24 protein-coding genes and 1 riboswitch are annotated in these 23,090 nt (G+C 70.3%); of the genes, 11 read left to right on the top strand and 13 right to left on the bottom strand.

All coding sequences use genetic code 11. From position 1 onward, the window contains the following. The 3 genes from JYK17_RS37735 to JYK17_RS37725 form a co-directional block, all read left to right on the top strand. Positions 1–620, top strand: a 620-nt coding sequence (locus tag JYK17_RS37735; RefSeq protein ID WP_222812157.1) for a flavodoxin-dependent (E)-4-hydroxy-3-methylbut-2-enyl-diphosphate synthase, incomplete at its 5' end; no start/stop codon positions are given. A 31-nt stretch (positions 621–651) separates the two neighbouring features. Then, a complete protein-coding gene (gene dxs, locus JYK17_RS37730) occupies positions 652–2,586 on the top strand; it encodes a 1-deoxy-D-xylulose-5-phosphate synthase (RefSeq protein WP_222812156.1) in 1,935 nt (644 codons plus the stop codon). After that, positions 2,583–3,968: an aspartate aminotransferase family protein gene (locus JYK17_RS37725; protein ID WP_108012076.1), complete on the top strand. Its 1,386-nt coding sequence runs from the start codon at positions 2,583–2,585 to the stop codon at positions 3,966–3,968. The genes dxs and JYK17_RS37725 overlap by 4 nt, the downstream gene beginning before the upstream one ends. Here the strand turns inward: JYK17_RS37725 and JYK17_RS37720 are convergent, their stop codons facing one another. Beyond that, entirely contained in the window at positions 3,969–4,268 is a 300-nt protein-coding gene (locus tag JYK17_RS37720) for a hypothetical protein (RefSeq protein ID WP_108012077.1), read from the bottom strand. Between the two features lie 139 nt (positions 4,269–4,407). Between JYK17_RS37720 and JYK17_RS37715 the strand changes: the two genes are divergently transcribed. Further along, positions 4,408–5,031 carry a helix-turn-helix domain-containing protein gene (locus JYK17_RS37715; protein WP_108012078.1) on the top strand — a complete coding sequence of 208 codons (624 nt, stop codon included), beginning with the start codon at positions 4,408–4,410 and terminating at the stop codon, positions 5,029–5,031. Continuing rightward, a complete protein-coding gene (locus JYK17_RS37710) occupies positions 5,028–5,147 on the top strand; it encodes a DUF6126 family protein (RefSeq protein WP_108012079.1) in 120 nt (39 codons plus the stop codon). Before JYK17_RS37715 ends, JYK17_RS37710 begins: the two co-directional genes overlap by 4 nt. A gap of 19 nt (positions 5,148–5,166) precedes the next feature. Here the strand turns inward: JYK17_RS37710 and JYK17_RS37705 are convergent, their stop codons facing one another. Then, a complete protein-coding gene (locus tag JYK17_RS37705) occupies positions 5,167–5,964 on the bottom strand; it encodes a tyrosine-protein phosphatase (protein ID WP_108012080.1) in 798 nt (265 codons plus the stop codon). A 433-nt stretch (positions 5,965–6,397) separates the two neighbouring features. Continuing rightward, positions 6,398–6,558, top strand: a riboswitch (cyclic di-AMP (ydaO/yuaA leader). 2 nt (positions 6,559–6,560) lie between these two features. Here JYK17_RS37705 and JYK17_RS37700 point away from each other — a divergent pair. Continuing rightward, entirely contained in the window at positions 6,561–7,469 is a 909-nt protein-coding gene (locus tag JYK17_RS37700; protein WP_108012081.1) for a peptidoglycan DD-metalloendopeptidase family protein, read from the top strand. A gap of 282 nt (positions 7,470–7,751) precedes the next feature. After that, a complete protein-coding gene (locus JYK17_RS37695; RefSeq protein WP_108012082.1) occupies positions 7,752–8,537 on the top strand; it encodes an SGNH/GDSL hydrolase family protein in 786 nt (261 codons plus the stop codon). Positions 8,538–9,109: 572 nt separating this feature from the next. On the opposite strand, the gene JYK17_RS37690 is transcribed toward JYK17_RS37695, so the two are convergent. The 4 genes from JYK17_RS37690 to JYK17_RS37675 form a co-directional block, all read right to left on the bottom strand. After that, on the bottom strand, positions 9,110–9,730 hold the full coding sequence (locus tag JYK17_RS37690) for a TetR/AcrR family transcriptional regulator (RefSeq protein WP_108012083.1): 621 nt from the start codon (positions 9,728–9,730) through the stop codon (positions 9,110–9,112). 46 nt (positions 9,731–9,776) lie between these two features. Next, positions 9,777–10,076, bottom strand: a complete 300-nt coding sequence (locus JYK17_RS37685; RefSeq protein WP_108012084.1) for a hypothetical protein — start codon at positions 10,074–10,076, stop codon at positions 9,777–9,779. 46 nt (positions 10,077–10,122) lie between these two features. Further along, positions 10,123–10,542, bottom strand: coding sequence for a hypothetical protein (locus tag JYK17_RS37680; protein WP_108012085.1), 420 nt, complete (start codon positions 10,540–10,542; stop codon positions 10,123–10,125). A gap of 132 nt (positions 10,543–10,674) precedes the next feature. Further along, complete coding sequence (locus JYK17_RS37675; protein ID WP_222812155.1) at positions 10,675–11,853, bottom strand: glutamate dehydrogenase; 1,179 nt, start codon at positions 11,851–11,853, stop codon at positions 10,675–10,677. 157 nt (positions 11,854–12,010) lie between these two features. Here JYK17_RS37675 and JYK17_RS37670 point away from each other — a divergent pair, with 157 nt between their 5' ends. Then, a complete protein-coding gene (locus JYK17_RS37670) occupies positions 12,011–13,276 on the top strand; it encodes an MBL fold metallo-hydrolase (RefSeq protein WP_222812154.1) in 1,266 nt (421 codons plus the stop codon). 121 nt (positions 13,277–13,397) lie between these two features. Here the strand turns inward: JYK17_RS37670 and JYK17_RS37665 are convergent, their stop codons facing one another. The 7 genes from JYK17_RS37665 to JYK17_RS37635 all read right to left on the bottom strand — a co-directional run bounded on the left by JYK17_RS37665 (position 13,398) and on the right by JYK17_RS37635 (position 19,882). Next, positions 13,398–14,186, bottom strand: coding sequence for an enoyl-CoA hydratase/isomerase family protein (locus tag JYK17_RS37665; RefSeq protein ID WP_128801343.1), 789 nt, complete (start codon positions 14,184–14,186; stop codon positions 13,398–13,400). Continuing rightward, entirely contained in the window at positions 14,183–15,433 is a 1,251-nt protein-coding gene (locus tag JYK17_RS37660; protein ID WP_128801342.1) for a cytochrome P450, read from the bottom strand. Before JYK17_RS37660 ends, JYK17_RS37665 begins: the two co-directional genes overlap by 4 nt. A gap of 93 nt (positions 15,434–15,526) precedes the next feature. Beyond that, positions 15,527–16,891 carry a cytochrome P450 family protein gene (locus JYK17_RS37655; RefSeq protein ID WP_222812153.1) on the bottom strand — a complete coding sequence of 455 codons (1,365 nt, stop codon included), beginning with the start codon at positions 16,889–16,891 and terminating at the stop codon, positions 15,527–15,529. Positions 16,892–16,900: 9 nt separating this feature from the next. Beyond that, a complete protein-coding gene (locus tag JYK17_RS37650; protein WP_108012091.1) occupies positions 16,901–17,461 on the bottom strand; it encodes a GTP-binding protein in 561 nt (186 codons plus the stop codon). A gap of 3 nt (positions 17,462–17,464) precedes the next feature. Next, positions 17,465–17,860: a DUF742 domain-containing protein gene (locus JYK17_RS37645; RefSeq protein ID WP_108012092.1), complete on the bottom strand. Its 396-nt coding sequence runs from the start codon at positions 17,858–17,860 to the stop codon at positions 17,465–17,467. After that, positions 17,853–18,698 (bottom strand): roadblock/LC7 domain-containing protein, encoded by an 846-nt coding sequence (locus tag JYK17_RS37640; RefSeq protein WP_181362452.1) that lies wholly within the window; start codon positions 18,696–18,698, stop codon positions 17,853–17,855. Before JYK17_RS37640 ends, JYK17_RS37645 begins: the two co-directional genes overlap by 8 nt. Beyond that, positions 18,695–19,882 (bottom strand): ATP-binding protein, encoded by a 1,188-nt coding sequence (locus tag JYK17_RS37635; protein ID WP_108012093.1) that lies wholly within the window; start codon positions 19,880–19,882, stop codon positions 18,695–18,697. Before JYK17_RS37635 ends, JYK17_RS37640 begins: the two co-directional genes overlap by 4 nt. A gap of 402 nt (positions 19,883–20,284) precedes the next feature. On the opposite strand from JYK17_RS37635, the gene JYK17_RS37630 reads away from it, so the two are divergent. From JYK17_RS37630 to JYK17_RS37620, 3 genes are all read left to right on the top strand, one after another. Continuing rightward, positions 20,285–20,677, top strand: a complete 393-nt coding sequence (locus JYK17_RS37630) for a helix-turn-helix domain-containing protein (RefSeq protein WP_234548267.1) — start codon at positions 20,285–20,287, stop codon at positions 20,675–20,677. Positions 20,678–20,729: 52 nt separating this feature from the next. After that, the gene (locus JYK17_RS37625; RefSeq protein WP_108012494.1) at positions 20,730–21,140 is read left to right on the top strand and encodes a VOC family protein; all 411 of its coding nucleotides are present in this window, start codon (positions 20,730–20,732) and stop codon (positions 21,138–21,140) included. A 402-nt stretch (positions 21,141–21,542) separates the two neighbouring features. After that, positions 21,543–23,090 (top strand): sensor histidine kinase (locus tag JYK17_RS37620; RefSeq protein ID WP_261996585.1); only part of this gene is annotated, 1,548 nt, incomplete at its 3' end.

Raw genomic sequence — 23,090 nt, 5'->3', positions numbered from 1 at the left:
ACATCAAGATCTCGGTCAAGCACAACGACCCGGTCGTGATGGTCGAGGCGTACAAGCAGCTGGCCGCGCAGTGCGAGTACCCGCTGCACCTCGGGGTGACCGAGGCGGGCCCGGCGTTCCAGGGCACGATCAAGTCGGCGGTCGCGTTCGGCGCGCTGCTGTCGCAGGGCATCGGCGACACCATCCGGGTCTCGCTGTCCGCGCCTCCCGTCGAGGAGGTCAAGGTCGGCATCCAGATCCTGGAGTCCCTGAACCTCAAGCAGCGCGGCCTGGAGATCGTGTCCTGCCCGTCCTGCGGGCGGGCGCAGGTCGACGTCTACAAGCTCGCCGAAGAGGTCACCGCGGGTCTGGAGGGCATGGAGGTCCCCTTGCGGGTGGCCGTCATGGGCTGCGTCGTCAACGGGCCGGGCGAGGCGCGCGAGGCCGACCTCGGTGTCGCCTCCGGCAACGGCAAGGGGCAGATCTTCGTCAAGGGCGAGGTCATCAAGACCGTTCCGGAGTCGAAGATCGTCGAGACACTGATCGAAGAGGCGATGAAGATCGCCGAGCAGATGGAGCAGGACGGGGCCGTATCGGATGCCCCCGGCGTCACGGGGAAACCGGCAGTGACTGTGAGTTGAGGCAAGGTACGGACCGAGAGGGGGCCCGAGCGTGACGATTCTGGAGAACATCCGGGGACCACGCGACCTGAAGGCGCTGTCCGAGGCGGAACTCGGTGACCTGTCCGAAGAGATCCGGGAGTTCCTGGTGCACGCGGTGGCCAGGACCGGTGGACACCTCGGGCCCAATCTGGGGGTGGTGGAACTGTCCATCGCACTCCACCGGGTCTTCGAGTCGCCCGTCGACCGCATCGTGTGGGACACCGGCCACCAGAGTTATGTGCACAAGATCCTGACGGGCCGTCAGGACTTCTCCAAGCTGCGCGGCAAGGGCGGCCTGTCCGGCTATCCCTCGCGGGAGGAGTCCGAGCACGACATCGTCGAGAACAGCCACGCCTCCACGGCGCTCGGCTGGGCCGACGGGCTGGCCAAGGCCCGCGAGGTGCAGGGGGAGAAGGGCCATGTCGTCGCCGTCATCGGCGACGGCGCACTCACCGGCGGCATGGCCTGGGAGGCGCTGAACAACATCGCGGCCGCCAAGGACCGCCCGCTGATCATCGTCGTCAACGACAACGAGCGCTCGTACGCACCGACCATCGGCGGTCTCGCCAACCACCTGGCCACCCTGCGCACCACGGACAGTTACGAGCAGGTGCTGGCCTGGGGCAAGGACGTACTGTTGCGCACGCCCGTCGTCGGCAACACCATCTACGAGTCGCTGCACGGCGCGAAGAAGGGTTTCAAGGACGCGTTCGCCCCGCAGGGCATGTTCGAGGACCTGGGCCTGAAGTACGTGGGCCCGATCGACGGACACGACATCGGCGCCGTCGAGTCCGCGCTGCGCCGCGCGAAACGCTTCCACGGGCCGGTGCTCGTGCACTGCCTCACGGAGAAGGGCCGCGGCTACGAACCCGCCCTCGCCCACGAGGAGGACCACTTCCACACGGTCGGCGTGATGGACCCGCTCACCTGCGAGCCGCTCGCGCCGTCCAACGGCCCTTCCTGGACCTCGGTGTTCGGCGACGAGATCGCCGCGATCGGCGAGGAGCGGGAGGACGTCGTCGCGATAACCGCGGCGATGCTGCACCCGGTGGGCCTCGGCAAGTTCGCCGCCCGCTTCCCGGACCGCGTCTGGGACGTCGGCATCGCCGAACAGCACGCGACCGTCTCCGCGGCCGGTCTCGCGACCGGCGGACTGCACCCGGTCGTCGCCGTCTACGCCACCTTCCTCAACCGCGCCTTCGACCAGCTGCTGATGGACGTGGCACTGCACCGCTGTGGGGTCACCTTCGTCCTGGACCGGGCCGGCGTCACCGGTGTCGACGGCGCCTCCCACAACGGCATGTGGGACATGTCGATCCTCCAGGTCGTGCCAGGGCTCAGAATCGCAGCCCCGCGCGACGCCGACCAACTGCGCGCCCAGCTGCGCGAGGCCGTCGCCGTCGACGACGCGCCCACCCTGCTGCGCTTCCCCAAGGAGTCGGTGGGGCCGCGGATCCCGGCCGTCGACCGGGTGGGCGGCGTCGACGTGCTGCACCGCGGACCGGGCACGCCGGACGTGCTGCTGGTCGCCGTCGGTGTGATGGCGCCCGTCTGTCTGCAGGCCGCCGAGCTGCTCGAGGCCCGCGGGATCTCGTGCACCGTCGTCGACCCCCGCTGGGTCAAGCCCGTCGATCCGGCACTCCCGCCGCTCGCCGCCGAGCACCGCATGGTGGCCGTCGTCGAGGACAACAGCCGCGCGGCCGGAGTCGGCGCCGCGGTGGCGCTGGCCCTCGGCGACGCCGAAGTCGACGTCCCCGTACGCCGGTTCGGCATCCCGGAGCAGTTCCTCGCGCACGCCAAACGCAGCGAGGTGCTGGCCGACATAGGCCTCACACCCGTCGAGGTGGCCGGCCGGATCAGCGCGAGCCTCGCCGTCAAGGAGGCCGAGGACACCCTGGCCGTCGGCGAACAGCCGGGCGGCACAGTCAAGGAGAAGGCTGAATGACCAAGGAGTTCGACCTCGGCGCTCTCCTGGCCGAGCGCGGAGCCGAGCGCTACGAGCTGCACGGGAAGTACCTGAACCACCAACTCCCGCGCATGCTGCACACCATCGGCTTCGACAAGGTCTACGAGCGTGCCGAGGGCGCCCACTTCTGGGACGCGGACGGCAACGACTACCTGGACATGCTCGCCGGGTTCGGGGTGATGGGCCTGGGCCGCCACCATCCCGTCGTCCGCAAGGCGCTGCACGACGTCCTCGACGCCCAGCTCGCCGACCTCACCCGCTTCGACTGCCAGCCGCTGCCCGGGCTGCTGGCCGAGAAGCTGCTGACCCACAGCCCGCATCTGGACCGTGTGTTCTTCGGTAACAGCGGCACGGAGGCGGTGGAGACCGCGCTGAAGTTCGCCCGGTTCGCCACCGGCAAGCCGCGCATCCTGTACTGCGACCACGCCTTCCACGGCCTGACCACCGGCTCGCTGTCGGTCAACGGCGAGGACGGCTTCCGGGACGGCTTCGCCCCGCTGCTGCCCGACACCGCCGTACCCCTCGGTGATCTCGACGCGCTGGCCCGGGAGTTGAAGAAGGGCGACGTCGCAGCCCTCATCGTCGAGCCGATCCAGGGCAAGGGCGTGCACGAGGCCCCGCCCGGTTATCTGCTCGGCGCCCAGGAGCTGCTGCACCAGCACAAGGCGCTGCTCATCGCCGACGAGGTGCAGACGGGCCTCGGCCGCACCGGCGACTTCTACGCCTACCAGCACGAGGACGGCGTCGAACCGGATCTGGTGTGCGTGGCCAAGGCCCTGTCCGGCGGCTATGTCCCGGTCGGCGCCACGCTCGGCAAGGACTGGATCTTCAAGAAGGTCTACTCGTCGATGGACCGGGTCCTCGTCCACTCGGCGAGCTTCGGGGCCAACGCCCAGGCCATGGCGGCCGGTCTCGCCGTGCTGTCGGTCATGGAGAACGAGCAGATCGTGGCCAACGCACGGGTGACCGGTGAGCTGCTGCGGTCCCGGCTCGCGGCGCTGATCGACAAGTACGAGCTGCTCGCCGACGTCCGCGGCCGGGGCCTGATGATCGGCATCGAGTTCGGCAGGCCCAAGTCGCTGAAGCTGCGCAGCCGTTGGACCATGCTGCAGGCCGCGCGCAAGGGCCTGTTCGCGCAGATGGTCGTCGTACCGCTGCTCCAGCGCCACCGCATCCTCACGCAGGTGTCCGGCGACCATCTGGAGGTGATCAAGCTGATCCCGCCGCTGGTCATCGGCGAGGAGGACGTGGACCGCTTCGTCGACGCCTTCACCGCCGTCATGGACGACGCACACAGCGGCGGCGGCCTGATGTGGGACTTCGGCAAGACACTGGTCAAGCAGGCGGTGGCCAATCGCTGATCAGAGGCCGAGCAGGGGGAGGTAAGGGGTGACGACGACGCACGCCCAGACCACCGAGAGCACGCCCAGGACGGTCCCAGTGACGGCGATCCACCGACGGCCGATGCCGCGCCCGGCGTAGCAGACACCGACGAGGCCGACGACGACGGCGAGTCCGCCGCCGAGGATCATCAGCGACAACATCTCCCACGTCAGCCACGGCACGAAACCCACCGCCGCCATCAGCCCCAGGAACAGTGAGACGGGGCCGAAGGCGGCGGCGGGTGTGACGTCGCAGTCGGCCGGAGTGCTTCCCTGCATGTGGTCCCTCCTGTTTTGAACGTGTTCAAATGGTGGGAGCAGCGTAGCAGTCCGGGGTCATTTCGGGGGCGCCTGGCGACGATTTTGCCTCTGAGGCAAAAATTTTGCCTGCTGGGCAATAGTCGGGCTGAATGGAGGCATGCACGCCTCAGATGCCGCTTCCGCGGCGGGCCAGGGGGACGTCCTGCCCGTCGTCGCGCCACAGCTGCGCGCCCTGCGCCGCCGGGCCTCCCTCACGCTGGAGGCGGCGGCCCGCACCGCCGGACTGTCGGCGGCCCATCTCTCCCGGCTGGAGACCGGGCAGCGCCAGCCCTCGCTGCCGGTACTGCTCGCCCTCGCGCGTATCTACGGTACGACCGTCTCGGAACTGCTGGGCGAGACGGTCGCCGACCGGGACGCCGTCGTGCGCGCCGGCGACATGGAACCGACCGCCGCGGGCGGCTGGACCTACTGGCAGGCCGGCGCCTCCGGTCGCGGGATGCAGGCCCTGCGGGTGCACGTCCCGCACGGCTCGCAGGGCGACATCGTGCGGGTGCACCCCGGCGAGGAGTGGCTGTACGTCCTCAAGGGGCGGCTGCGGCTGCGCCTCGGGGACACCGCGCACCGGCTCGGTCCCGGCGACAGCGCGCACTTCGACTCGCTGACCCCGCACCGGATCGCCGCCGAGGACGTCGACGGGGTCGAGCTCCTCTTCGTACACACCCTTCTGCAGAGCCCCACGGCCACGCTGTGCCTGGGCCCGATCACCGGAGACATGCCATGACCGACATGGAGGAGAAGTTCCCCCGCGCCCTGTGGGTGCGACTGATCATCTACATCGCGGTGGGGCACCTCTTCGCGGCCTTCATCTACCTGCTCTTCTCGGTCGGAGCGAAGTAGGCGGGGCGGCGGGGCCGGCTCAGTCGAGCAGTCGCTCGCGCAGGCTCGCGCGCAGCTCGGGAGTGAGGCCCAGGCCCTGCTCCAGATAGCTGTCGATGTCGCCCCAGGTCTCCTCGATCGTCTCGAAGGCCGCCGCCAGATACTCCGCGCGGGCCTCGAAGAGGGGGCTGAGCAGCTCCATGACCTCGGGGGAGTAGCCCGCGGAGGAGGAGCTGCTGCGACGCACCTTGTAGCGGCGGTGCTTGGCGTTCGACTCCAGGTAGTCCGCGATGATCGCCTCGCGCTCGACGCCCAGGGCGAGCAGCGTCACCGCTATGGACAGGCCCGCACGGTCCTTGCCCGCCGCGCAGTGCATCAGCGCGGGCACGCTGTCCTCGGCGAGTGAGCGCAGCACGCGCGCGTGCTCGGCGGTGCGCTCCTTGATGATCGTGCGGTAGGAGGTGATCATCCGGTCCGCGGCCCGGCCGTCGCCCAGGATGCCGCGCAGCTGCTCGATCTCGCCGTCGCGGACCATCTTCCAGAACTCGGCGCCGTCCGCCGGGTCGGACAGCGGCAGGTTCACATTGCGCACGCCCGGCAGCTCGACGTCCGGGCCCTCCAGCTTCTTGTCCGCCGCGTTGCGGAAGTCGAAGACGGTGTGCAGGCCCAGGGAGGCCAGGAACTCGGCGTCCTCCTCGGTCGCGTGCGCGAGGTGGCCGCTGCGGAACAGCACTCCGAACCGCACCCGTCGGCCGTCCGTGGTCGGGAGGCCGCCGACGTCGCGGAAATTGCGGACACCGGTGAGTTCCGGCTCGGTCGACGGGATCTGCTGCGTCACGGATGCTCCTCCCACTCCACCCGAACGGCGCGACTCGTCGACGGGCTCTGTCGACCATACGACATGGGTTCCTGGGGCAATCAGTTGTCCACAGGCGTCGCGACGACGCGACAGTTATCCGCTTACGTCGCATCTGGGTAATCTGTCCGCTTACTTCCAACTCGCCCGTGAATAGGGGCTCCTGGGGTGCGGGTGGGTGAGGAGCGTCATATCCGTGACCGTACGTGGTCCGTCATGTCCACGTAATCCACATGTTTTACAAGGGGATTCGCGCCGGAAGGCCGTCCCGGAATGCACGCTCGGTCACCGCTATTTCCCACAAGGGATCAAGAGAAACGCAATTCCCGGGAACCGTCACTTGTTGCTTGGCGTCTTTGTCGCTTACGTTCACCACCGATCCGGACGGACGCCCAATCCTGCCGCCGCCCGGTGCCCGCACAACTCACCCGTGAACGGCAGGAGCGGGGGACCCACAGGTATCACCGCCTGTTCCGGTCTCCGGAACGGCTTGGGGTAAAGCCGCGTCAAACGCGCGGCCGGGCATCTCCAGCTCGCACCCGACAGCTCACCTCGTAGGCGCCGGAGAGGAATTCGCCATGCCCGCGAAGGGTAAGCACCGTCGTCAGAAGCCCCTGCGCTTCACCCGCTCGATCGCCGTCGCCGGAACCGGTGGCGCCGCACTCGCACTTCCGCTCATGGGCGCCACCGGCGCTCATGCCGCCACCGCGGACTCCGTTTCCCAGTCCGTTTCGCAAAAGGCCGTCCAGTCCCTTCCGGGCGCCGAGAAGAAGGCCGCCGAGAAGAAGAGCGCCGCGCACCACAACGGCGTTCGCACCTATTCGGTGCGGGTCGGCGACTATCTCGCGAAGATCGCCGACGAGCAGCACGTCAACGGCGGCTGGAAGAAGCTCTACTCGGACAACCGCCGGGCCGTCGGCGACGACCCGTCGATGATCCACCCGGGTCTGAAGCTGACCCTCGGCAAGAAGGCCGCGACGGCCGCCACCAAGTCGTCGCACGCGACCGCCTCTTCGGCCCCGAAGGCGTCCGCGCCCAAGAAGACGACCGCCACCCAGGCGTCCGCGCCCAGCGGCACCGGCTTCACCCTCCCGGTGAACAGCTCCGCCATCGGCACCGGTTACAAGGTGCCCGGCAGCATGTGGTCCAGCGGGTACCACACGGGCGTCGACTTCGTCGTCCCGACCGGCACCACGGTCAAGTCCGTCGGCGCGGGCACGGTCGTCTCCGCCGGCTGGGGCGGTGCGTACGGCAACCAGGTCGTCGTCAAGCTCACCGACGGGCACTACGCGCAGTACGCCCACCTGTCCCAGCTCTCCGTCTCGGCCGGCCAGGCCGTGAGCGAAGGCAGCCAGTTGGGCCTGTCCGGGGCGACCGGCAACGTGACCGGCCCGCACCTGCACTTCGAGATCCGCACCACGCCCGACTACGGCTCCGACGTGGACCCGGTCGCCTACCTCCGCTCGAAGGGCGTCACGGTCGGCTGACGCCCCCACAGCCACCTGCCTGACACGCCACCGAAGGCCGGACCCCGATCCCCGGGTCCGGCCTTCGGTATGTCCGTTGGCGCGACGGCTGGGGTGCGCCGCTTGGTTGACGCTCCAACATCGCTGCTCACAGGGTTATTCCGGGCTTGGCGAACACTTTAGGAGTGTCTTATCTCACCGCCCGTCAACCCCTTCCTGCGGTTTCTTACGGTCGCGTAGGTCACATTCGAGGGTGGATCATCTCCCGATGTGGCAGACGATTCGAAGAACGACAGCAGAGCAGTGATCGGGTCGTACGTTGCGGTGGGGGACAGCTTCACCGAGGGCGTCGGCGACCCCGGCCCCGACGGGGCGTTCGTCGGCTGGGCCGACCGTTTCGCGGTACTTCTCGCGGACCGGCGGCCCGAGGGCGACTTCGGGTACACGAACCTCGCCGTACGCGGCAAGCTGCTCGACCAGATCGTGGCGGACCAGGTGCCCAAGGCCATCGAACTGGCCCCGGACCTGGTCTCCTTCTGTGCGGGCGGCAACGACATCATCCGTCCCGGCACCGACCCCGACGAGGTCGCCGAGCGCTTCGAGCGGGCCGTGGCCCGGCTCACCGAGGCCGCCGGCACCGTCATGGTGACGACCGGCTTCGACACCCGTGGCGTGCCCGTGCTCAAGCATCTGCGCGGCAAGATCGCCACGTACAACGGGCATGTCCGGGCGATCGCCGACCGGTACGGCTGTCCGGTGCTCGACCTGTGGTCCCTCAAGAGCGTCCAGGACCGCCGGGCCTGGGACGGCGACCGGCTCCATCTCTCACCCGAGGGGCACACGCGCGTGGCGTTGCGCGCCGGCCAGGTCCTCGGCCTGGAGATCCCGGCCGACCCGGACCAGCCCTGGCCCCCGCTGCCGCACCGCGGCACCTTGGAGATCCGCCGGGACGACGTGCACTGGGCGCGCGAGTACCTGGTCCCCTGGATCGGCCGCCGCCTGCGCGGCGAGTCCTCCGGAGACCACGTCACCGCAAAGGGCACGCTGTCGCCGCACGACATCAAGATGCGGATCTCGTCGGTGGCTTGAGGACCGCCGGGGTCGGCGGTCCGGCTTGGCGGAGGTCCCGCTCCGGGCGGGGGTTCGGCCTCCGAGCGGTGTGCCTGCTGCCTGCCCTTGTCCGAGTGCGACGGCGGCGCGTCGGCGCTTCCGCCGGTCGGCGGGGCGGTCTGGGTAGCCCGGCGGTGCGCGTTCCTACTACGGGCGGGGTCGCACCTGGCGGTCCCGCCTGTTGGTGCCGGTCAGTAGAGCGGTTGGCGGCGAGCGAGGCGACGCGGCGGCGTGAGCCTTTGATCCGGGTGGGGGTCCAGCCTTCGGACGCTGTCCAGCGCCGCACTCTCCTGGCTCGGTGGGCCGGACGCGTCCGGCGGCCCGGCCTGTTCGGCCCTGGTCGGCACTGCAGTCCGGGGCGGCGGAACGACCCGGAGGCGACCGGGCGGCGTGAGCCCGCGTTTTCGGGCACGGTGTCGGCCTCCGGGCGTGGTCAGGGCCGCCTGCTTCAGGCCCGGTAGGACGGGCGTGCCTGGCGGTCCCGTCCGTTCGGGCCCGGCCGGTACTGCGGTTCGGTGCGGTGGAACGACCCGGGGTCCGGGCACGGCGGCTCAGCTTCCTGATGCCGTCAACTCTGCCCGTTCCAGGCCCAGTTCTCGGGCCAGGGCCTCGTCGACCCAGTCCTGGGCTCGGGTGCGGGAGATGGTGCCGGTGTAGGACGTCAGTTGGACGGCGAGGCCGTCGAGGAGGGCTGTCAGGCGGAGGGCCGCGGCGTGGGGGTCCGGGCAGTGGAACTCGCCTGCGGCCACACCCTCCGTGACGACCTCGGTGATCGCGGCCTTCCACTGCCTGTCGAGGTCGCGGGTGACTTCCTGCAGCGCCGGCTCGCGCAGCGCCGCCGCCCAGCCCTCGATCCACAGCCGCCAGCCCTTGGCCTGGCCCGTCGGCGCGTACCAGCGCACCGCCGACCGCAGTCGTCGTAGCGCCGTCGTACGGCGGCCGAGCAGTTTGCGCAGGTGCGCGAGGTCGTCCTCGGCGGCGAAGGTGAACGCGGCGGCGACCAACTTCTCCTTCGTCGAGAAGTGATACAGCACCAGCGCGTTGCTCACGCCGAGCGCCGAGGCGACGTCGGCGATCCTGACCGCCGCCACGCCCCGCGCCTCGATCTGCTCGATCGCGGCCCGCAGCAGTTCCGCACGCCGCTCGGGCACACTCAACCGGACTCTCGCCACCCGTGCACCCTATTGCGTCGCGGCGGACGGTGCCGGGTGAGGAGGGTCACTCGGCGAGTTCGACCGGGTACAGCTCGGTCCGGGCGATCGCCGCGTCGCGCTCACCGGCCAGCGCGGTACTCCGTGCGTCGGCCATGTAGCCCTCGTAACCGTCCTGCGAGGCGAACTCGATCAGCTGGATCTCGTCCGGCCGCCCTTCGGCTCCGTCGGCCCGGGCGCGCTGCACGAGCCGGCCGCCGTGCTCGCCGAGCAGGGCCAGCACCTTGTCCTCGTACGCGACCAGGGCCTCGGCGGCACCGGGCCGGGCCCACAGCAGGACACACAGTTGCACCGTCTGAACCGTCATGCCGCCCGACCCTATCCGCGCTCGCCCGCGAAGCCCCGGCGACCGCTCAGTCCGGGAACTGGTAGTCGAAGCGGATGCGGCCGGTGTCGTCCAGGACGAGGAAGTCCCGGCCCCCTCCGGTCACTTGGCCCTCCTTTCGGTGGAAGGACTCCCAGCGGAACGTGATGACGTCCCGCAGCTGCCGGGGCGCCTCCTGGATACGGAACTCGTAGGTGCCCGGAGCGACGAACTCCTCGTAGGCGCGCGACACGCGCGCGTGCAGCTCGTCGTGGCCCCTGGCCTCCAGGGCGGCGGAGGTGAAGCCGAGCCCCACCGCCTGGTCGTGCATCTGCTGCGGCGGCAGGAGGATGTGCTGTCCGTCCTCGGCCCACAGGGCGTGCACGGTCTTGCGCCGGGTCTCCGGGTCGGGTTCGTTCCACAGGCCGATGTAGCGGGCAGCGAGATCCTGGGCGTCGATGGCGGGCATGATGCTCCTCGGGTGAGTGCGCTCCGTACGCCCTCGACTCTGCTGCCGCCCGCCTCTTCGCTCAATTCCCGCCAGGGTATGGCGCCTCCGACTCCCGCCGGACGGCGTGCGCGTCCACAGTGAACCGCGCCGTCACCGGTACCACCCGAAGCGTTCCGCGATCACCGGCAGCCGGTCCGCGACGATGGCGTGGGCGGCCGCGCGCGGGGCGGTGCCCTCGGCCTCCGCGCGGGCCAGCATCTGCTCCACCAGGGCGCGCATCGAACGGCGTACGTGCGCGAACGCCTCGTCCGCGTCCGGGCCGATGTCGCCGAACAGGGTCCACCACCACCAGGCGTTCGTACCGGAGTTGACCACCACGTCGGGCAGCACGGCCACCCCGCGCGCGGCCAGCAGGTGCTCCGCGGCCGGCAGCACGGGCATGTTGGCCGCCTCGACGATCCAACGGGCCTTCACCCGGCCCTGGTTGGCGGTGTCGATGGCGTACGAGACCGCCGCCGGTACGAGCACCTCCGCCTCGGCCGACAGCCAGGCGTCGCCCGGCAGTTCACGGTCGCCGGGGCGCAGTGCCGCGCGGTCCACGGTGCCGTACGCGTCCCGTGCCGCGAGCAGTGCTTCGACGTCGAGGCCCTCCGGGTTGGCCATCGTGCCCTTGACGTCGGCGACGGCCACGACGACCAGCCCCGCGCGTGCGAGGAAGCGGGCGGTGGCGCCGCCCATCGTGCCCAGCCCCTGCACGGCGACCCGCGTCCCGGCGCGCGGCACGCCCGCCCGGTCCAGGGCCGTCAGCACCGACTCGGCGACCCCGCAGCCCCCGACCAGCTCGTCCAGCCCGATGCCGTCCACCTCGATCCCGAACGCGTCCGCGAGGCGGCGCCGCGCCGTCGTCTCGTCGTCGAGCAGCGGATACACGGCCTGGACGGACGACACGAGCCCGGCCTCGGCGGCCGCCCGGTCCACCAGGTCCTGGGTGAGCCCGAGGTCCTCGCCGGTGGTCCACATGCGCTCGACGTACGGCTTCATGGCGCGCAGGTAGCGCACCAGCAGCGGGTACGCCTCCGGGTCCTGGGGGTCGCAGTCGATGCCGCCCTTGGCGCCGCCGAGGGGGATGTAGCGGCCCTCGGGGTTGTAATGCAGCGCCTCCTTCATGGTCATGCCGCGGGCCAGCCCGGTGACCTCCTCCAGCGTGCAGCCCGCGCGCATGCGCAGACCGCCGCTGGAGACGCCTCGCACCAGCCGGTCGACGACCAGGTAGCCCTGGCGGCCGGTGAGGTGATCGGTCCAGGTGAGCGACATCAGGGGGGCGGTCATGCGATCTCCTTGGAATGGACACCGGCCGCCGGCGGTTCACCCGGTGACTGCTTCTTTGGGCTTTCCTTGGAAAGCGCGCGCTGCGCCCGGACGACGCCGGTGTTGTCAGAGGGGCCGACCATAATGGAATGACTCACCGACTCCACCTGGAGGTACCGTGTCAGGTTCCCGTCCCCTGAGCTCCGGGCTCCGTGCGCTGCGGCCCGAGGCCTTCGGCGCGGACCCGAGCGGTGAGCGCCTCGCGCGCATCCGCAGATCGCCGCACTTCAAGGACGGGGTCTTCCAGAACCCCGGGGGCACGGCCCGGATCCGCCCGTCCGGCTCGACGGTGGACTTCGCGAAGGTCTTCTTCGACAAGGAGCAGCGCCCCCGGCGCGCCCCCGAGGGCAATGTGCCGGTGCACCCCACCACGCTCGCCGACATCGCCCGGCCGCCCGCCACCGGACTGCGGCTGACCTGGATGGGTCACTCCAGCGTGCTCGCCGAGATCGACGGACAGCGGGTGCTCTTCGACCCCGTGTGGGGCGAGCGCTGCTCCCCGTTCCCCTTCGTCGGGCCCAAGCGGCTGCACCCGGTGCCGCTGCCCCTGGCCGCCCTCGGCCCGGTGGACGTCGTCGTCATCTCGCACGACCACTACGACCACCTGGACCTGCCCACGATCAAGGCGCTCGCCGGCACGGACACGCTGTTCGCCGTCCCCCTCGGCGTCGGCGCCCACCTGGAGCGCTGGGGTGTCTCCCCGGACCGGCTGTGCGAGCTGGACTGGCACGAGGCGACCAAGGTCGGCGGCCTCACCCTGACCGCCACCCCGGCCCGCCACTTCTGCGGCCGCGGCCTGCGCAACACCCAGCACACCCTGTGGGCCTCCTGGTCCGTCGCCGGGCCCGAGCACCGCATCTTCCACAGCGGCGACACCGGGTACTTCGACGGCTTCAAGGAGATCGGCGCCGAGCACGGGCCCTTCGACGCCACGATGATCCAGATCGGTGCGTACTCCGACTTCTGGCCCGACATCCACATGACGCCCGAGGAGGGCATGCGCGCCCACCTCGACCTGCAGGGCGGCCGGCCGGACGGCGTGATGCTGCCGATCCACTGGGCCACGTTCAACCTGGCCATGCACCCGTGGGCGGAGCCCGGCGAGGGCACGTTGGCCGCCGGGCGCGCGACCGGTTCCCGGGTCGCCGTGCCTCTGCCCGGCGAGCCCTTCGAGCCCACCGCCGAGACCGTCCCGACCGACCCGTGGTGGCGGGCCGTGGCCCTCGCCCCCTCCGGCGGCTGGCCCGTCACCGACGCCCTGACGGAGGCCGCGATCAAGACGTCCGCCGACGCCGGCGCCAAGGCCCAGGCCGACACGGACACCGTTGCGCAGGACGGGCCCGCGGACGGTACGGGGGAGCCGACGACGGTGACGGCGGGCTGAGGAGAGACCGGTCCCCGTGCATACGGAGACCGGTGGGGGAGGCCCGCTGCCGTAGGGGCGGGCGCGGGCCTGTTTCCTGCGGCTTGCGTCAGGGCCCTTGAACCACCGCGCCCCGTCCTGACTACCGCGCCCCGTCGGCGAACAGCTCCGTGAGCTGGGCCGCGAGGAGGTGCGAGTCGATCAGGGACATGTCAGCAAGACGGTCGGCGCGGGCGTACCCGGCCAGCATGCGCTTGGTGAGGACGAGGGCTTCCGGGCGGCGCCGTACGAGCGGTCTCACCCAGGCGTCGACGGCCACGTCCAGCTGATCGACGGGCGCGGTCCTGTGCACGAGGCCGAGCCGCTGGGCGGTGGCCGCGTCGAACCGGTCGCAGGTGAGCATCAGTTCGCGGATGCTCGCCGCGCCGGCCTCGGCGACGAGGCGGCCCATGGCTCCGCCCCAGGCGGGCGGCAGGCCCAGCCCCACCTCCGGCATACGGAAGCGGCAGCTGTCCGCGGCGACGCGCAGGTCGCAGTACGAGGCGAGCGCGAGGCCCGCGCCGATGACCTCGCCGTGCAGGCGGGCGATCGTTATGGCGTGCGCGGTCTCCAGTGCCTGGCACAGCCGCTGGGCCTTGTCCGCGATGCGGCGCAGCGAGGCACCGGTCGGGTCCGCCGCCAGCGCGGCCCGGTACTCGTCGCGATCGGCCCCCCGGCAGAAGTTCTCGCCGAGGGAGGACAGGACCAGGACACGGATGTCGGGTCGCTGGTGGAGGTCGTCGAGGAGGGTGAGCAGGTCGTCGAGGACGGCGGTGCCGAGTGTGTCGTCTCCCCGGGGCGGGTCGAGAGCGACACGGAGCACCGGGCCGTCGAGGTCGACGGCCACGGCTTTGTGCACACGGCTTATGAGGGGATCGGTGGTTTGCGTCATGCGAGGGCGACGTCCAGGTTCAGCAGACGTCTGAACGCCACCCGGGGCGCCCAGGACGGGCGTCGTACGAGGGTGAGGCGGGGCAGACGTCTGACCAGGTGGAGGAGGAGGGTCTGGGCTTCCAGCCGGGCGAGCGGCGCGCCGAGGCAGTAGTGGATGCCGTTGCTGAAGGCGAGATGGTCGAACTTGCCGCGCTGGGGGTCGAAGCGGTCGGGGTCGGTGTGCCGGGCCGGATCGCGGTGCGCCGCTCCCACCATGAGGTGGACCATGGCGTCCTGGGCGATCTCGATCCCGCCCACCGTCCGGTCGTGGGTGGCGACCCGGCTGATCACATGCGTGGGCGGGTCGTAGCGAAGGGTTTCTTCCACGAAGGCCGGTACGAAGGAGGGGCTGGCGGCCAGCAGGTCCCAGAGCAAGGGGTGTTCGAGGAGCCGTAACGTCATCGTCGACAGCAGGGTCGACGTCGTCTCCAGGGCGGCCAGCAGCATGAACAGGGCCAGGAAGTACACGGCCTGGTCGGCCTTGTCCCTGTCCGGTTCCAGGGTGTCCCAGGTCTGTATCCACAGGGAGACGGGATCATCGGCGGGTTTCAGGCGCCGCCGGCGGACCAGATCCATGAAGTAGGCGCGCAGTTCGGCGGTGGCGGCGTCGGAGCGGGCCAACTGGCTTGCCGTGGGCAGCAGTTCCTGCGTAAAGACCTGATCGTGCGTCAGTTCGCGCAGGCGCGCGTGGTCGGCGGTGGGCAGCCCGAGCCACTCACCGATCGCCGCGATGGGGAGTTCCTCGCTCACGATGGAGACGAAGTCCGCCTCGCCGTGGTGCAGTTGCTCGGACAGCGAGATCAACAGCTGGTCGGTGGCCCGGCTGATCGTCCGGCCGATCCGTTTCAGCGCGGTACGGCCGAAGGTGCCGGCCGCCCGGCGGATGCGGGTGTGGTCCGGGGGGTTGAGGGCGGGCAGGGTGTTGCTCATCTCCCGTGACGAGGGAGCGTTCCAGCGGGTGCGCGGGCCTTGCTTCTCGCGCCAGTTCTTGTCCGGCTCCAGCCAACTGCGGTCGCGCAGCACCTGGTCACAGAGGTCGAAGCCGGTCACGAGCAGGCCGCCCCAGGGAGCGGGAGCGACCGGACCCATGGAGCGGAGTTCGGAGTAGACGGGGAACGGGTCGGCCTGCCCCTCCGCCGTCCGCAGACGGGCGAAGAGGCTGACGGTTGAACGACGGTCGTGCGACGAGGGGGCGTCGACCACCACGATGGCGGCTCCTTCCTGGGAAACCAGCCGCCATACGTACCCATGCGCTGATTGAAACATCCACTAATGTCGGTCTGGTGAGGGTTACCTTCGTCACTCTCCGCCAAGCCAAGCCCTGAAGCGGCTGAACAGACCCCGGGGCTGGCTCGCCGCCCGGGCCTCGGTGTGCGGCACCGCGGTCGCGGCGGGCTGCGGCACCGGCGCCGACGGCTGCGCTCCGGCGGAGCGCGCCGGACCGGCCGGGGCGAGGGCGCGGGGGGTGAACTTCACCGGCAGGGTGACCAGCGAGCGGCTCCACGGCCCCTCGGCCCACTGGAGGTCCTTGAAGGGGACGCGCATCTCCAGATCGGGCAGTCCGGTCAGCAGGGACTCGACCGCGGTCACCGCGATCATGAAGGCCGGGTCCTTGGCCGGGCAGGCGTGCGGACCCGCACCGAACGCCAAGTGCGCCTTGGCGCTGAGCTGTTCGCGCTGCTGGGTCAGCTTGGGGTCGGTGTTGGCCGCCGCGAACGAGATCAGCACCGGGTCGCCCGCCCTGAGGACCCTGCCGCCCAGCTCCACGTCGTGCGTCGGGTAGTGGCCCGCGTAGTTGGCGATCGGCGCGTAGTTCCACAGGGTCTGGAAGACGGCCTCCTCGACGGGCAGGGCGGCCTGGGCCTCCTCGCTCAGATACAGCGCGGTACTGGTGCCGAGGGCCGCGGCCAGCGGGGCGGTGCCGCCGGACAGCAGCGTCACGAGCTGGTGCAGCACCTCTTCGTCGGTCAGCTGCGCGTGGTGCTGCATCAGACGCGTCGTCAGGTCGGTGCCCGGCTGACGGTGCTTGAGGGCGATCAGCTCGGCGAGCGCCGTGCCCAGCACCTCGTCCGCCCCGGGGGTGCCCTGGAAGATGCCGCTGATGCCGACGATGACACGGTCGCCGAGCTCGGGCGGGCAGCCGAAGAGGTCGCTGAAGACCAGCAGCGGCAGGGGCTGGGCGTAGGAGGCCATCAGCTCGGCCTGACCGCGCGGCTCCGAACTGAACTGGCTGATCAGGTACTCGGCGGACTGCTGGACCTTGCGGCGCAGCTGGAGCTCGTTGACGGTGGCCAGGCTGTCGACGACCGCCTGGCGCAGCCGGGCGTGCGCCGCTCCGTCACTGAACAGGGCGTTGGGCCGGTAGCCCATCATCGGTACGGCCGGGCTGTCCGCGGGGACCCGGCCCTCGTTCAGGGCGTTCCAGCGGCGCGAGTCACGGACGAAGGACGCGGGGTTCTGCAGGATGTACAGGGCCGCGTCGTAGCTGGTGACCAACTCGACCTGGACATCGGGTGCGATGTCGACGGCGGCGCTCGGGCCGAGGGAGCGCAGACGGCTGTAGGTGGCCTCGGGGTCGGAGCCGAACTGCGGTCCGTACAGCGGGACATTGCCGTGCGCGGGGCAACCGGCCGGTATCTGCTGGCTGTCGTGATGCTGGTGCATGGCGGGCTCCTAGTCGAGCAGGGACTGAAGGTGCTGCACGAGAGTGATGAGTGCCTGGGCCGCCGAACGCTGGTCGCGCACGTCGCAGCCCACGACGGGGGTGTCCGCGGGCAGGTTCAGTGCCTCGCGGACCTCCTCGAGCGGATAGGTGGTGGTGCCCTCGAAGTGGTTGACGCCGATGGCGTACGTCAGGCCGAAGCGCTCGACGAGGTCCAGGACCGGGAACGACTCGTCCAGCCGCTGGGGGTCGACGATGACCAGCGCACCCAGGGCTCCCCGGGACAGCTCCTCCCACATCTCCTTGAAGCGCTCTTGTCCCGGCGTCCCGAAGATGTAGAGGACCAGCTCGTCGCTGAGCGTGAGCCGTCCGAAGTCCATGGCGACGGTGGTGGTCGTCTTCTCGGGCGTGCGTGACAGGTCGTCGACCCCCACGCTGGCCTCGGTGATCTCTTCTTCGGTCTGCAGGGGTTCGATCTCGGAGATGTTCCCGATGTAGGTGGTCTTGCCCACTCCGAAGGCACCTACGACGAGGATCTTCACCGAGCGCAGGACGTCTGGATCCAGGTACACGGGTTACGCTCCGAATTTGGATTTCAGGCCAGCGAGGACGTCGCCGAGCAGTTCTCGGTCGGTGGGCTCGGCCCGCGGTACGGGCTTTCTGACGAGGACGAGACCGCTCTCCTCGAGCTGCGCCAGGAGGATGCGCACGATGCCCAGCGGCAGATGGGTGTGACCGGCCACCTCGGCCACGGACAGGAAACCGTGGGCGACCAGGTCCACGATGGCCTGGGCCTCGGGCGACAGCGTGCGTGCCGCGGCCGGGGTGCCCCCCAGCGCGGTCACCAGGGCGGTGCGCTCGTACTGCTGCTCCGAGGGCAGGGCCCGCCCGTTGGTGATCACGAAGAAGGGCACTAACGCCGACGTGAGTTCCAGTTCCGGTTCCTGGTCCTGGTCGTGCTCGTCAGGCATCGCTGGGTGCTCCCTCCCTCGATATCCGCTCCTCGCTCAATCTGGGCACGACCTCGTGCAGACGCGTGGTGAACTCCTCGATGTCCGTGTCGTGTTCGGCGGCCGCGGCCAGCAGGCTGCCCTTGCTGCCCGCGATCAGGAAGATCCAGCCGTGCTGGAACTCGATGACCGTCTGCCGCCACCCGGCGTCCTCGTGAACGCCGTTGAACTGCGAAGTGACGCGGCTGTAGGCGTGAATGCCCGTCATGGCGGCCGAGATCGTGTCGACCAGGTTCCGGCTGATGCCCGAACTCGCGCCCCGGGGAAGGCCGTTGATGCCGAGCAGTACGGCGTGCCGGGCGCCGTGCACCTCGGCGATCACCTGGTCGAGGTCGGCGAGCACCAGGCCCCCCCGGTCACCGGCGGCACCCCGGGCCGAGGCGCCGCCGTCCGCGGACGACTCCTCCGCGTCCACCCGCGGCGGTGAGGTCAGGTTGTTGCCGAGCCGGGCGACGAGTCGGTGCATCCGGAAGGAGATCTGCTGGATGTCGACGTCCGGCTCCGCCGCGGCGGCGAGATAGGCACCCTCGCCGGCCCCGATGAGGAAGATCCACCCATGGGAGAACTCAATGATCGTCTGGTGCCACCGCGGGTCCTTCACCGGCTCGATGAAGTGGGACGTGGCCCGGCTGAGCGACTGCATCCCCGCCATGGCGGCGGAAATGGTCCGCACGTCTTTGCTGACAAGGCCTTCGGACGCCCCCAGCGGAACGCCGTCCGCGGAGAGCAGGACAGCGTGCCGTGCCTTGGGCACATTGGTCACGATGTCCTCGAGCATCCACGAGAGATCGGTGGTCATGCGTCTTGGGACCCTTCGGTGGGCGAGGAGTCGAGGTTGCGGCCCGAGAGGGTGCCTCGCTGCAGGGCCCCCAGTGCACCCAGGCTGCGGCCGGAGGAACGGCCGGAGTCCTCGGTCGTCCGCGGCGGCTGCTCCTCCTGGTCCACGGAGGCGACGGCGACGGGGGTCTGCCGGGACGCGCGCTTGGGCAGGCCGTTCACCGTGCGGGGCCGGCTCTGCGTGCCGCTCTCGGGGACGCGGGCGATGCTCACCGGCTCCTGCTCCACCGGGGACGGCTGCTCCTCGGTCCACAGGCCCTCGGGCAGCAGGACGACGGCGCGTACACCGCCGTAGCGGGAGTCCCCGGTGACGTCCACCCGGAATCCGTACTGGCGGGCGAGCAGGCCGATCAGCGGGAAGCCGAACTTCGGCTGGTTGCCGAGCTGCGACAGACGCGGGACGACATCGCCGGAGAGCAGTTCGCTCGCGCGCTGCTTCTCCTCGTCGTTCATGCCGACGCCGCCGTCGTCGATCATGATGCACAGGTTGTTCTGGATGCGCTGGAAGGTCACATCGATCGGAGCGTCCTGCTGCGAGAAACTGGCGGCGTTGTCGAGGAGTTCGGCCACGGCGAGCGCGACCGGCGTGACGGCGGAGGCCTTCAGCGCGACCCCGGTCTGCTGCCGGATCTCCACCCGGCGGAAGTTGCGGATCTGCGACTGGGCGCTGCGCACCACGTCGTAGACGCTGGCGGGCCGGCTGCGGCGTCCGACCGGCGCACCGCACAGCACGGCGATGCCCTGCGCCTTGCGCTGCATCTGCGCGTTGGCGTGGGTCACTTCGAGGAGATCGCCGAGGACCGCGTCGCCGCCGTACTTGCGCTGGATCTGCTCCAGGACGGTCATCTGCTCGGCGGCAAGGCTCTGCAGGAAGCTGGCGGATCCCTTCAGGACCGCCTTCGTACTCTCCTCCGAGGCCTCCTCGGCCTCCCGGATCGTTCCGTCGAACTCTTTCTGGTACTTCGTCAGCTCTGCCTGGGTCTGCAGCAGTTGGCTCTTGGCGGCATTCAGCTGAGTCGTCAGCGAGTCCTCGGCCTGCCGCTTCTTTCTACCCAGGGCCCTGTTGCGGACGACGAGCACCGCGATCGCGGCGACGGCTATCGCCGCCAGCGCAACCAGGCACCACGCAAGCGCGTCTCGAGACATGAAAACCTTTCCCGGCGCATGAAATGCGGACGTAGACGGATACACTCCCCCGCGAGTACGCACCCGCGACACAGCATGCCGCCTGCTCACGCGCGGTGGCGTGCCGAGCAGACGGCCCTCAAGTCAGCGCCTGAAGTGAGTGGATCAAGGTCGCAGATGCGGGGGATGCTACCACCGGCTCGCGAACCTCAGAGTGTTGCTCCGTGGTTCCTCCGCAAGCTCAACACGCCATCCAGCTACGGTTGTTGACTGTCGTTCAGATTGTGCGGCAACAAGTGCCGGCAGCCTGTCGACAGGCGGAATGATCTTATCAGGATGCACATTACGTGCGGGGCCGACCACTGTGGGCTCGGATCATGGGATCCGGCCGGGATCGCCCGCCTCGGCGTAGGGTCGGTCCTTGTGAGCCGTGCTGTCGAAGAGACCAACCGCCGCATGCTCAGGGCCCGCGACGCGATGGACCGTTCCTATGCGCAGCCGCTGGACGTGCCGGCCCTCGCCCGGATCGCCCATGTGTCCCCGGCCCACTTCGCCCGCACCTTCCGGGCCACCTTCGGTGAGACGCCGCACCGCTATCTGCAGCGGCGCCGCGTGGAGCGCGCGATGTTCCTGCTGCGGGAGACCGACCGCAGCATCACCGACATCTGCTTCGAGGTCGGCTTCGGCAGCCCGGGCACCTTCAGCCGCACCTTCCGGGACGTCGTCGGCCGCTCGCCGAGGGAGTACCGCAAGCAGGCCGTCGCCCTGGACGTGCCCACCTGCTTCACGATGGCGTGGATGCGGCCGAGTGTGTGACAGAGCAGTTCTGGATAAGTTTTCGTGGCCGCGGGCTCGTAGCGTGCTGCACATGTTCACAGGAATCACACACTCGCAGATCTACGTCCTCGACCAGGACGAGGCCCTCGACTTCTACGTCGGCAAGCTCGGCCTGGAGGTCAACACCGACGCCGACCTCGGCTTCATGCGCTGGCTCACCGTCAACGTCCCCGGGCAGCCCGACCGCGAGGTCCTGCTGGAGCGGCCCGGTCCGCCGCGGCTGTCCGACGAGATCGCGGAGCAGGTGCGCGACCTGCTGACCAAGGGCGCGACGGGCGGCAACCTCATCTTCCGCACGGACGACTGCCGCAAGACCTACGACGAACTGCGGGCCAAGGGCGTCGAGTTCACCGAGGAGCCCACCGAGCGCGAGTACGGCATCGACTGCGGCCTGCGCGACCCCTTCGGCAACAGCATCCGGTTCACCCAGCCCAAGAGCTGAGCACCCGGCCGACGGGCCGGATGGCTACGGTGAGTGATTCTCGGGGGAGGGCTTCCGGGGACGTAGAAGCGCTTCGAACGATCCGGATGGGTTGATCGCCGGGCGAAAAAGATCAATCGATGAAGGCCGGGGAGTATCCGCTCCCCGGCCTTCATCACGTTGCCGCGACCGCTTCTGACCAGCTCTGATCGAAACCTTTTCCGACGGGATCGCGCGCGTTCCTGGTTTATCGGTCTGTCGTACGACGCCTCATACCAGAGCGGGACGCTGTGCGGGGGACTTTGTCAACTGCCCACCGCACATGATGCGTTGCCGACTACTGTGAGTGTCCATCGGGCGACACCTGCCCGAAAAGCGCAGCCCGCGCTCCGGCACCGACGGACCAGTACGACGAGGACTCCGATGTCTCACCTTCGCGCCCCGGCCGCACGCGCAGACCGCCGCGAGGGCGGACGGCACGGACGGCCCGTAGCCCGTCCCGTTCCCTCGCAGCCCGAGGCGCACATACGGCCTCAGCTGCTGCGGCTCGCGGTGCTGCCGCCGATCGCGGTGGCCCTGAGCGCGGGCGCGGCCGTCCTGTTCACCGTGCGCTCCACCGGAGCGCGGCCCGGCCTCACCCTGTGGGGCGTGCTGGCCGGTGCCTCGGCCGTCGCCCTCGCGGGCATCCTGATCGCCGTCGTGGCCGCGGAACGCGCCGCCCGCTCGGTCACCGACCGCGTGGCCGCCCTGCGCCGCAGCAGCGCCCGCGGCGAGGCCGAACTGCGCGCCCTGGTCGAGGCGTTGAGACGCGGCGACGCCCCGCCCCAGCGCAAGCCGCGCAGCGGACCGCCCGACGGCGCCGACGAGTTCGAACTGCTCGCCGTCGACCTCACCCGCGCGCACGACGGCGCCGTCACCGCCGTCGTGCAGGCCGCCCAGCTCTCCAGCCACGCGGGCAGCGAGCAGAAGCTCGAGGTCTTCGTCAACCTCGCCCGGCGGCTGCAGTCCCTGGTGCACCGGGAGATCTCGATCCTGGACGAGCTGGAGAACGAGATGGAGGACCCCGATCTGCTCAAGGGCCTCTTCCACGTCGACCATCTCGCCACCCGCATCCGCCGGCACGCCGAGAACCTCGCCGTGCTCGGCGGCGCCGTCTCGCGCCGGCAGTGGAGCCATCCCGTCTCCATGACCGAGGTGCTGCGCTCCGCCATCGCCGAGGTCGAGCAGTACTCCCGGGTCAAGCTCGTGCCCCCCGTCGACGGCACCCTGCGCGGCCACGCCGTCGCCGACGTCATCCATTTGCTGGCCGAACTCGTCGAGAACGCAACGGTGTTCTCCGCCCCGCACACCCAGGTTTTGCTGCGCGCCAACCTCGTCACCTCCGGCCTGGCCGTCGAGGTGGAGGACCGCGGACTCGGCATGCCGGTCGGCGAGCAGAAGAAGATGAACGCCCTGCTCGCCGACCCCGACCAGGTCAATGTCGCCAGCCTGCTCGCGGACGGCCGTATCGGCCTGTTCGTCGTCTCGCAGCTCGCCCGCCGCCACGGCATCAACGTCCGCCTGCAGACCAACATCTACGGCGGGGTGCAGGCCGTCCTCGTCGTACCGCAGGAGCTGCTGGGAACGGGGTCGGGGGGGCCTGGGGGCGTTGCGCAGTTGCGGGGTGTTGGGGGGTCGGCGGGTGTTGTGGGGCCGCAGGGTGTCGGGGGATCGCAGGGTGTCGGAGGGTCGCAGGATATCGGGGGGCTGCAGGGCGTTGGGGGGCTGCAGGGTGGCTTGGGATCGACGGGTGTCGTAGGGCCGCAGGGCGTCGGAGGGTCGACGGGTACGGCGGGGGCGCCCGGTGTGGCTGGGGTTGCGGGTGCGGCCGGTGCGGAAGGGGTGGCCGGGGTAGGGGGTGCGTCGGGTCTCGGCGCGCCGCCGCGGTCCCCGCAGCTGCCGACGCCGCCCGCACCGCCCGCCCCCGGGCCC

Origin of the sequence: Streptomyces plumbidurans (assembly GCF_019857225.1) — a bacterium.
Lineage (GTDB): Bacteria > Actinomycetota > Actinomycetes > Streptomycetales > Streptomycetaceae > Streptomyces > Streptomyces plumbidurans.
This window is presented reverse-complemented; position numbering and strand designations above follow the sequence as displayed.

Bases quoted from the DNA above. Each gene is read 5' to 3' on its own strand.
- JYK17_RS37665 (WP_128801343.1), bottom strand. From the start codon at position 14,186: ATGACGCAAACCACCGATCCCCTCATAAGCCGTGTGCACAAAGCCGTG.
- JYK17_RS37675 (WP_222812155.1), bottom strand. From the start codon at position 11,853: ATGACCGCCCCCCTGATGTCGCTCACCTGGACCGATCACCTCACCGGC.
- JYK17_RS37700 (WP_108012081.1), top strand. From the start codon at position 6,561: ATGCCCGCGAAGGGTAAGCACCGTCGTCAGAAGCCCCTGCGCTTCACC.
- JYK17_RS37635 (WP_108012093.1), bottom strand. From the start codon at position 19,882: ATGTCTCGAGACGCGCTTGCGTGGTGCCTGGTTGCGCTGGCGGCGATA.
- JYK17_RS37720 (WP_108012077.1), bottom strand. From the start codon at position 4,268: ATGCAGGGAAGCACTCCGGCCGACTGCGACGTCACACCCGCCGCCGCC.
- JYK17_RS37680 (WP_108012085.1), bottom strand. From the start codon at position 10,542: ATGCCCGCCATCGACGCCCAGGATCTCGCTGCCCGCTACATCGGCCTG.
- JYK17_RS37645 (WP_108012092.1), bottom strand. From the start codon at position 17,860: ATGCCTGACGAGCACGACCAGGACCAGGAACCGGAACTGGAACTCACG.
- JYK17_RS37685 (WP_108012084.1), bottom strand. From the start codon at position 10,076: ATGACGGTTCAGACGGTGCAACTGTGTGTCCTGCTGTGGGCCCGGCCC.
- JYK17_RS37625 (WP_108012494.1), top strand. From the start codon at position 20,730: ATGTTCACAGGAATCACACACTCGCAGATCTACGTCCTCGACCAGGAC.
- JYK17_RS37710 (WP_108012079.1), top strand. From the start codon at position 5,028: ATGACCGACATGGAGGAGAAGTTCCCCCGCGCCCTGTGGGTGCGACTG.
- JYK17_RS37655 (WP_222812153.1), bottom strand. From the start codon at position 16,891: ATGCACCAGCATCACGACAGCCAGCAGATACCGGCCGGTTGCCCCGCG.
- JYK17_RS37725 (WP_108012076.1), top strand. From the start codon at position 2,583: ATGACCAAGGAGTTCGACCTCGGCGCTCTCCTGGCCGAGCGCGGAGCC.
- JYK17_RS37715 (WP_108012078.1), top strand. From the start codon at position 4,408: ATGCACGCCTCAGATGCCGCTTCCGCGGCGGGCCAGGGGGACGTCCTG.
- JYK17_RS37640 (WP_181362452.1), bottom strand. From the start codon at position 18,698: ATGACCACCGATCTCTCGTGGATGCTCGAGGACATCGTGACCAATGTG.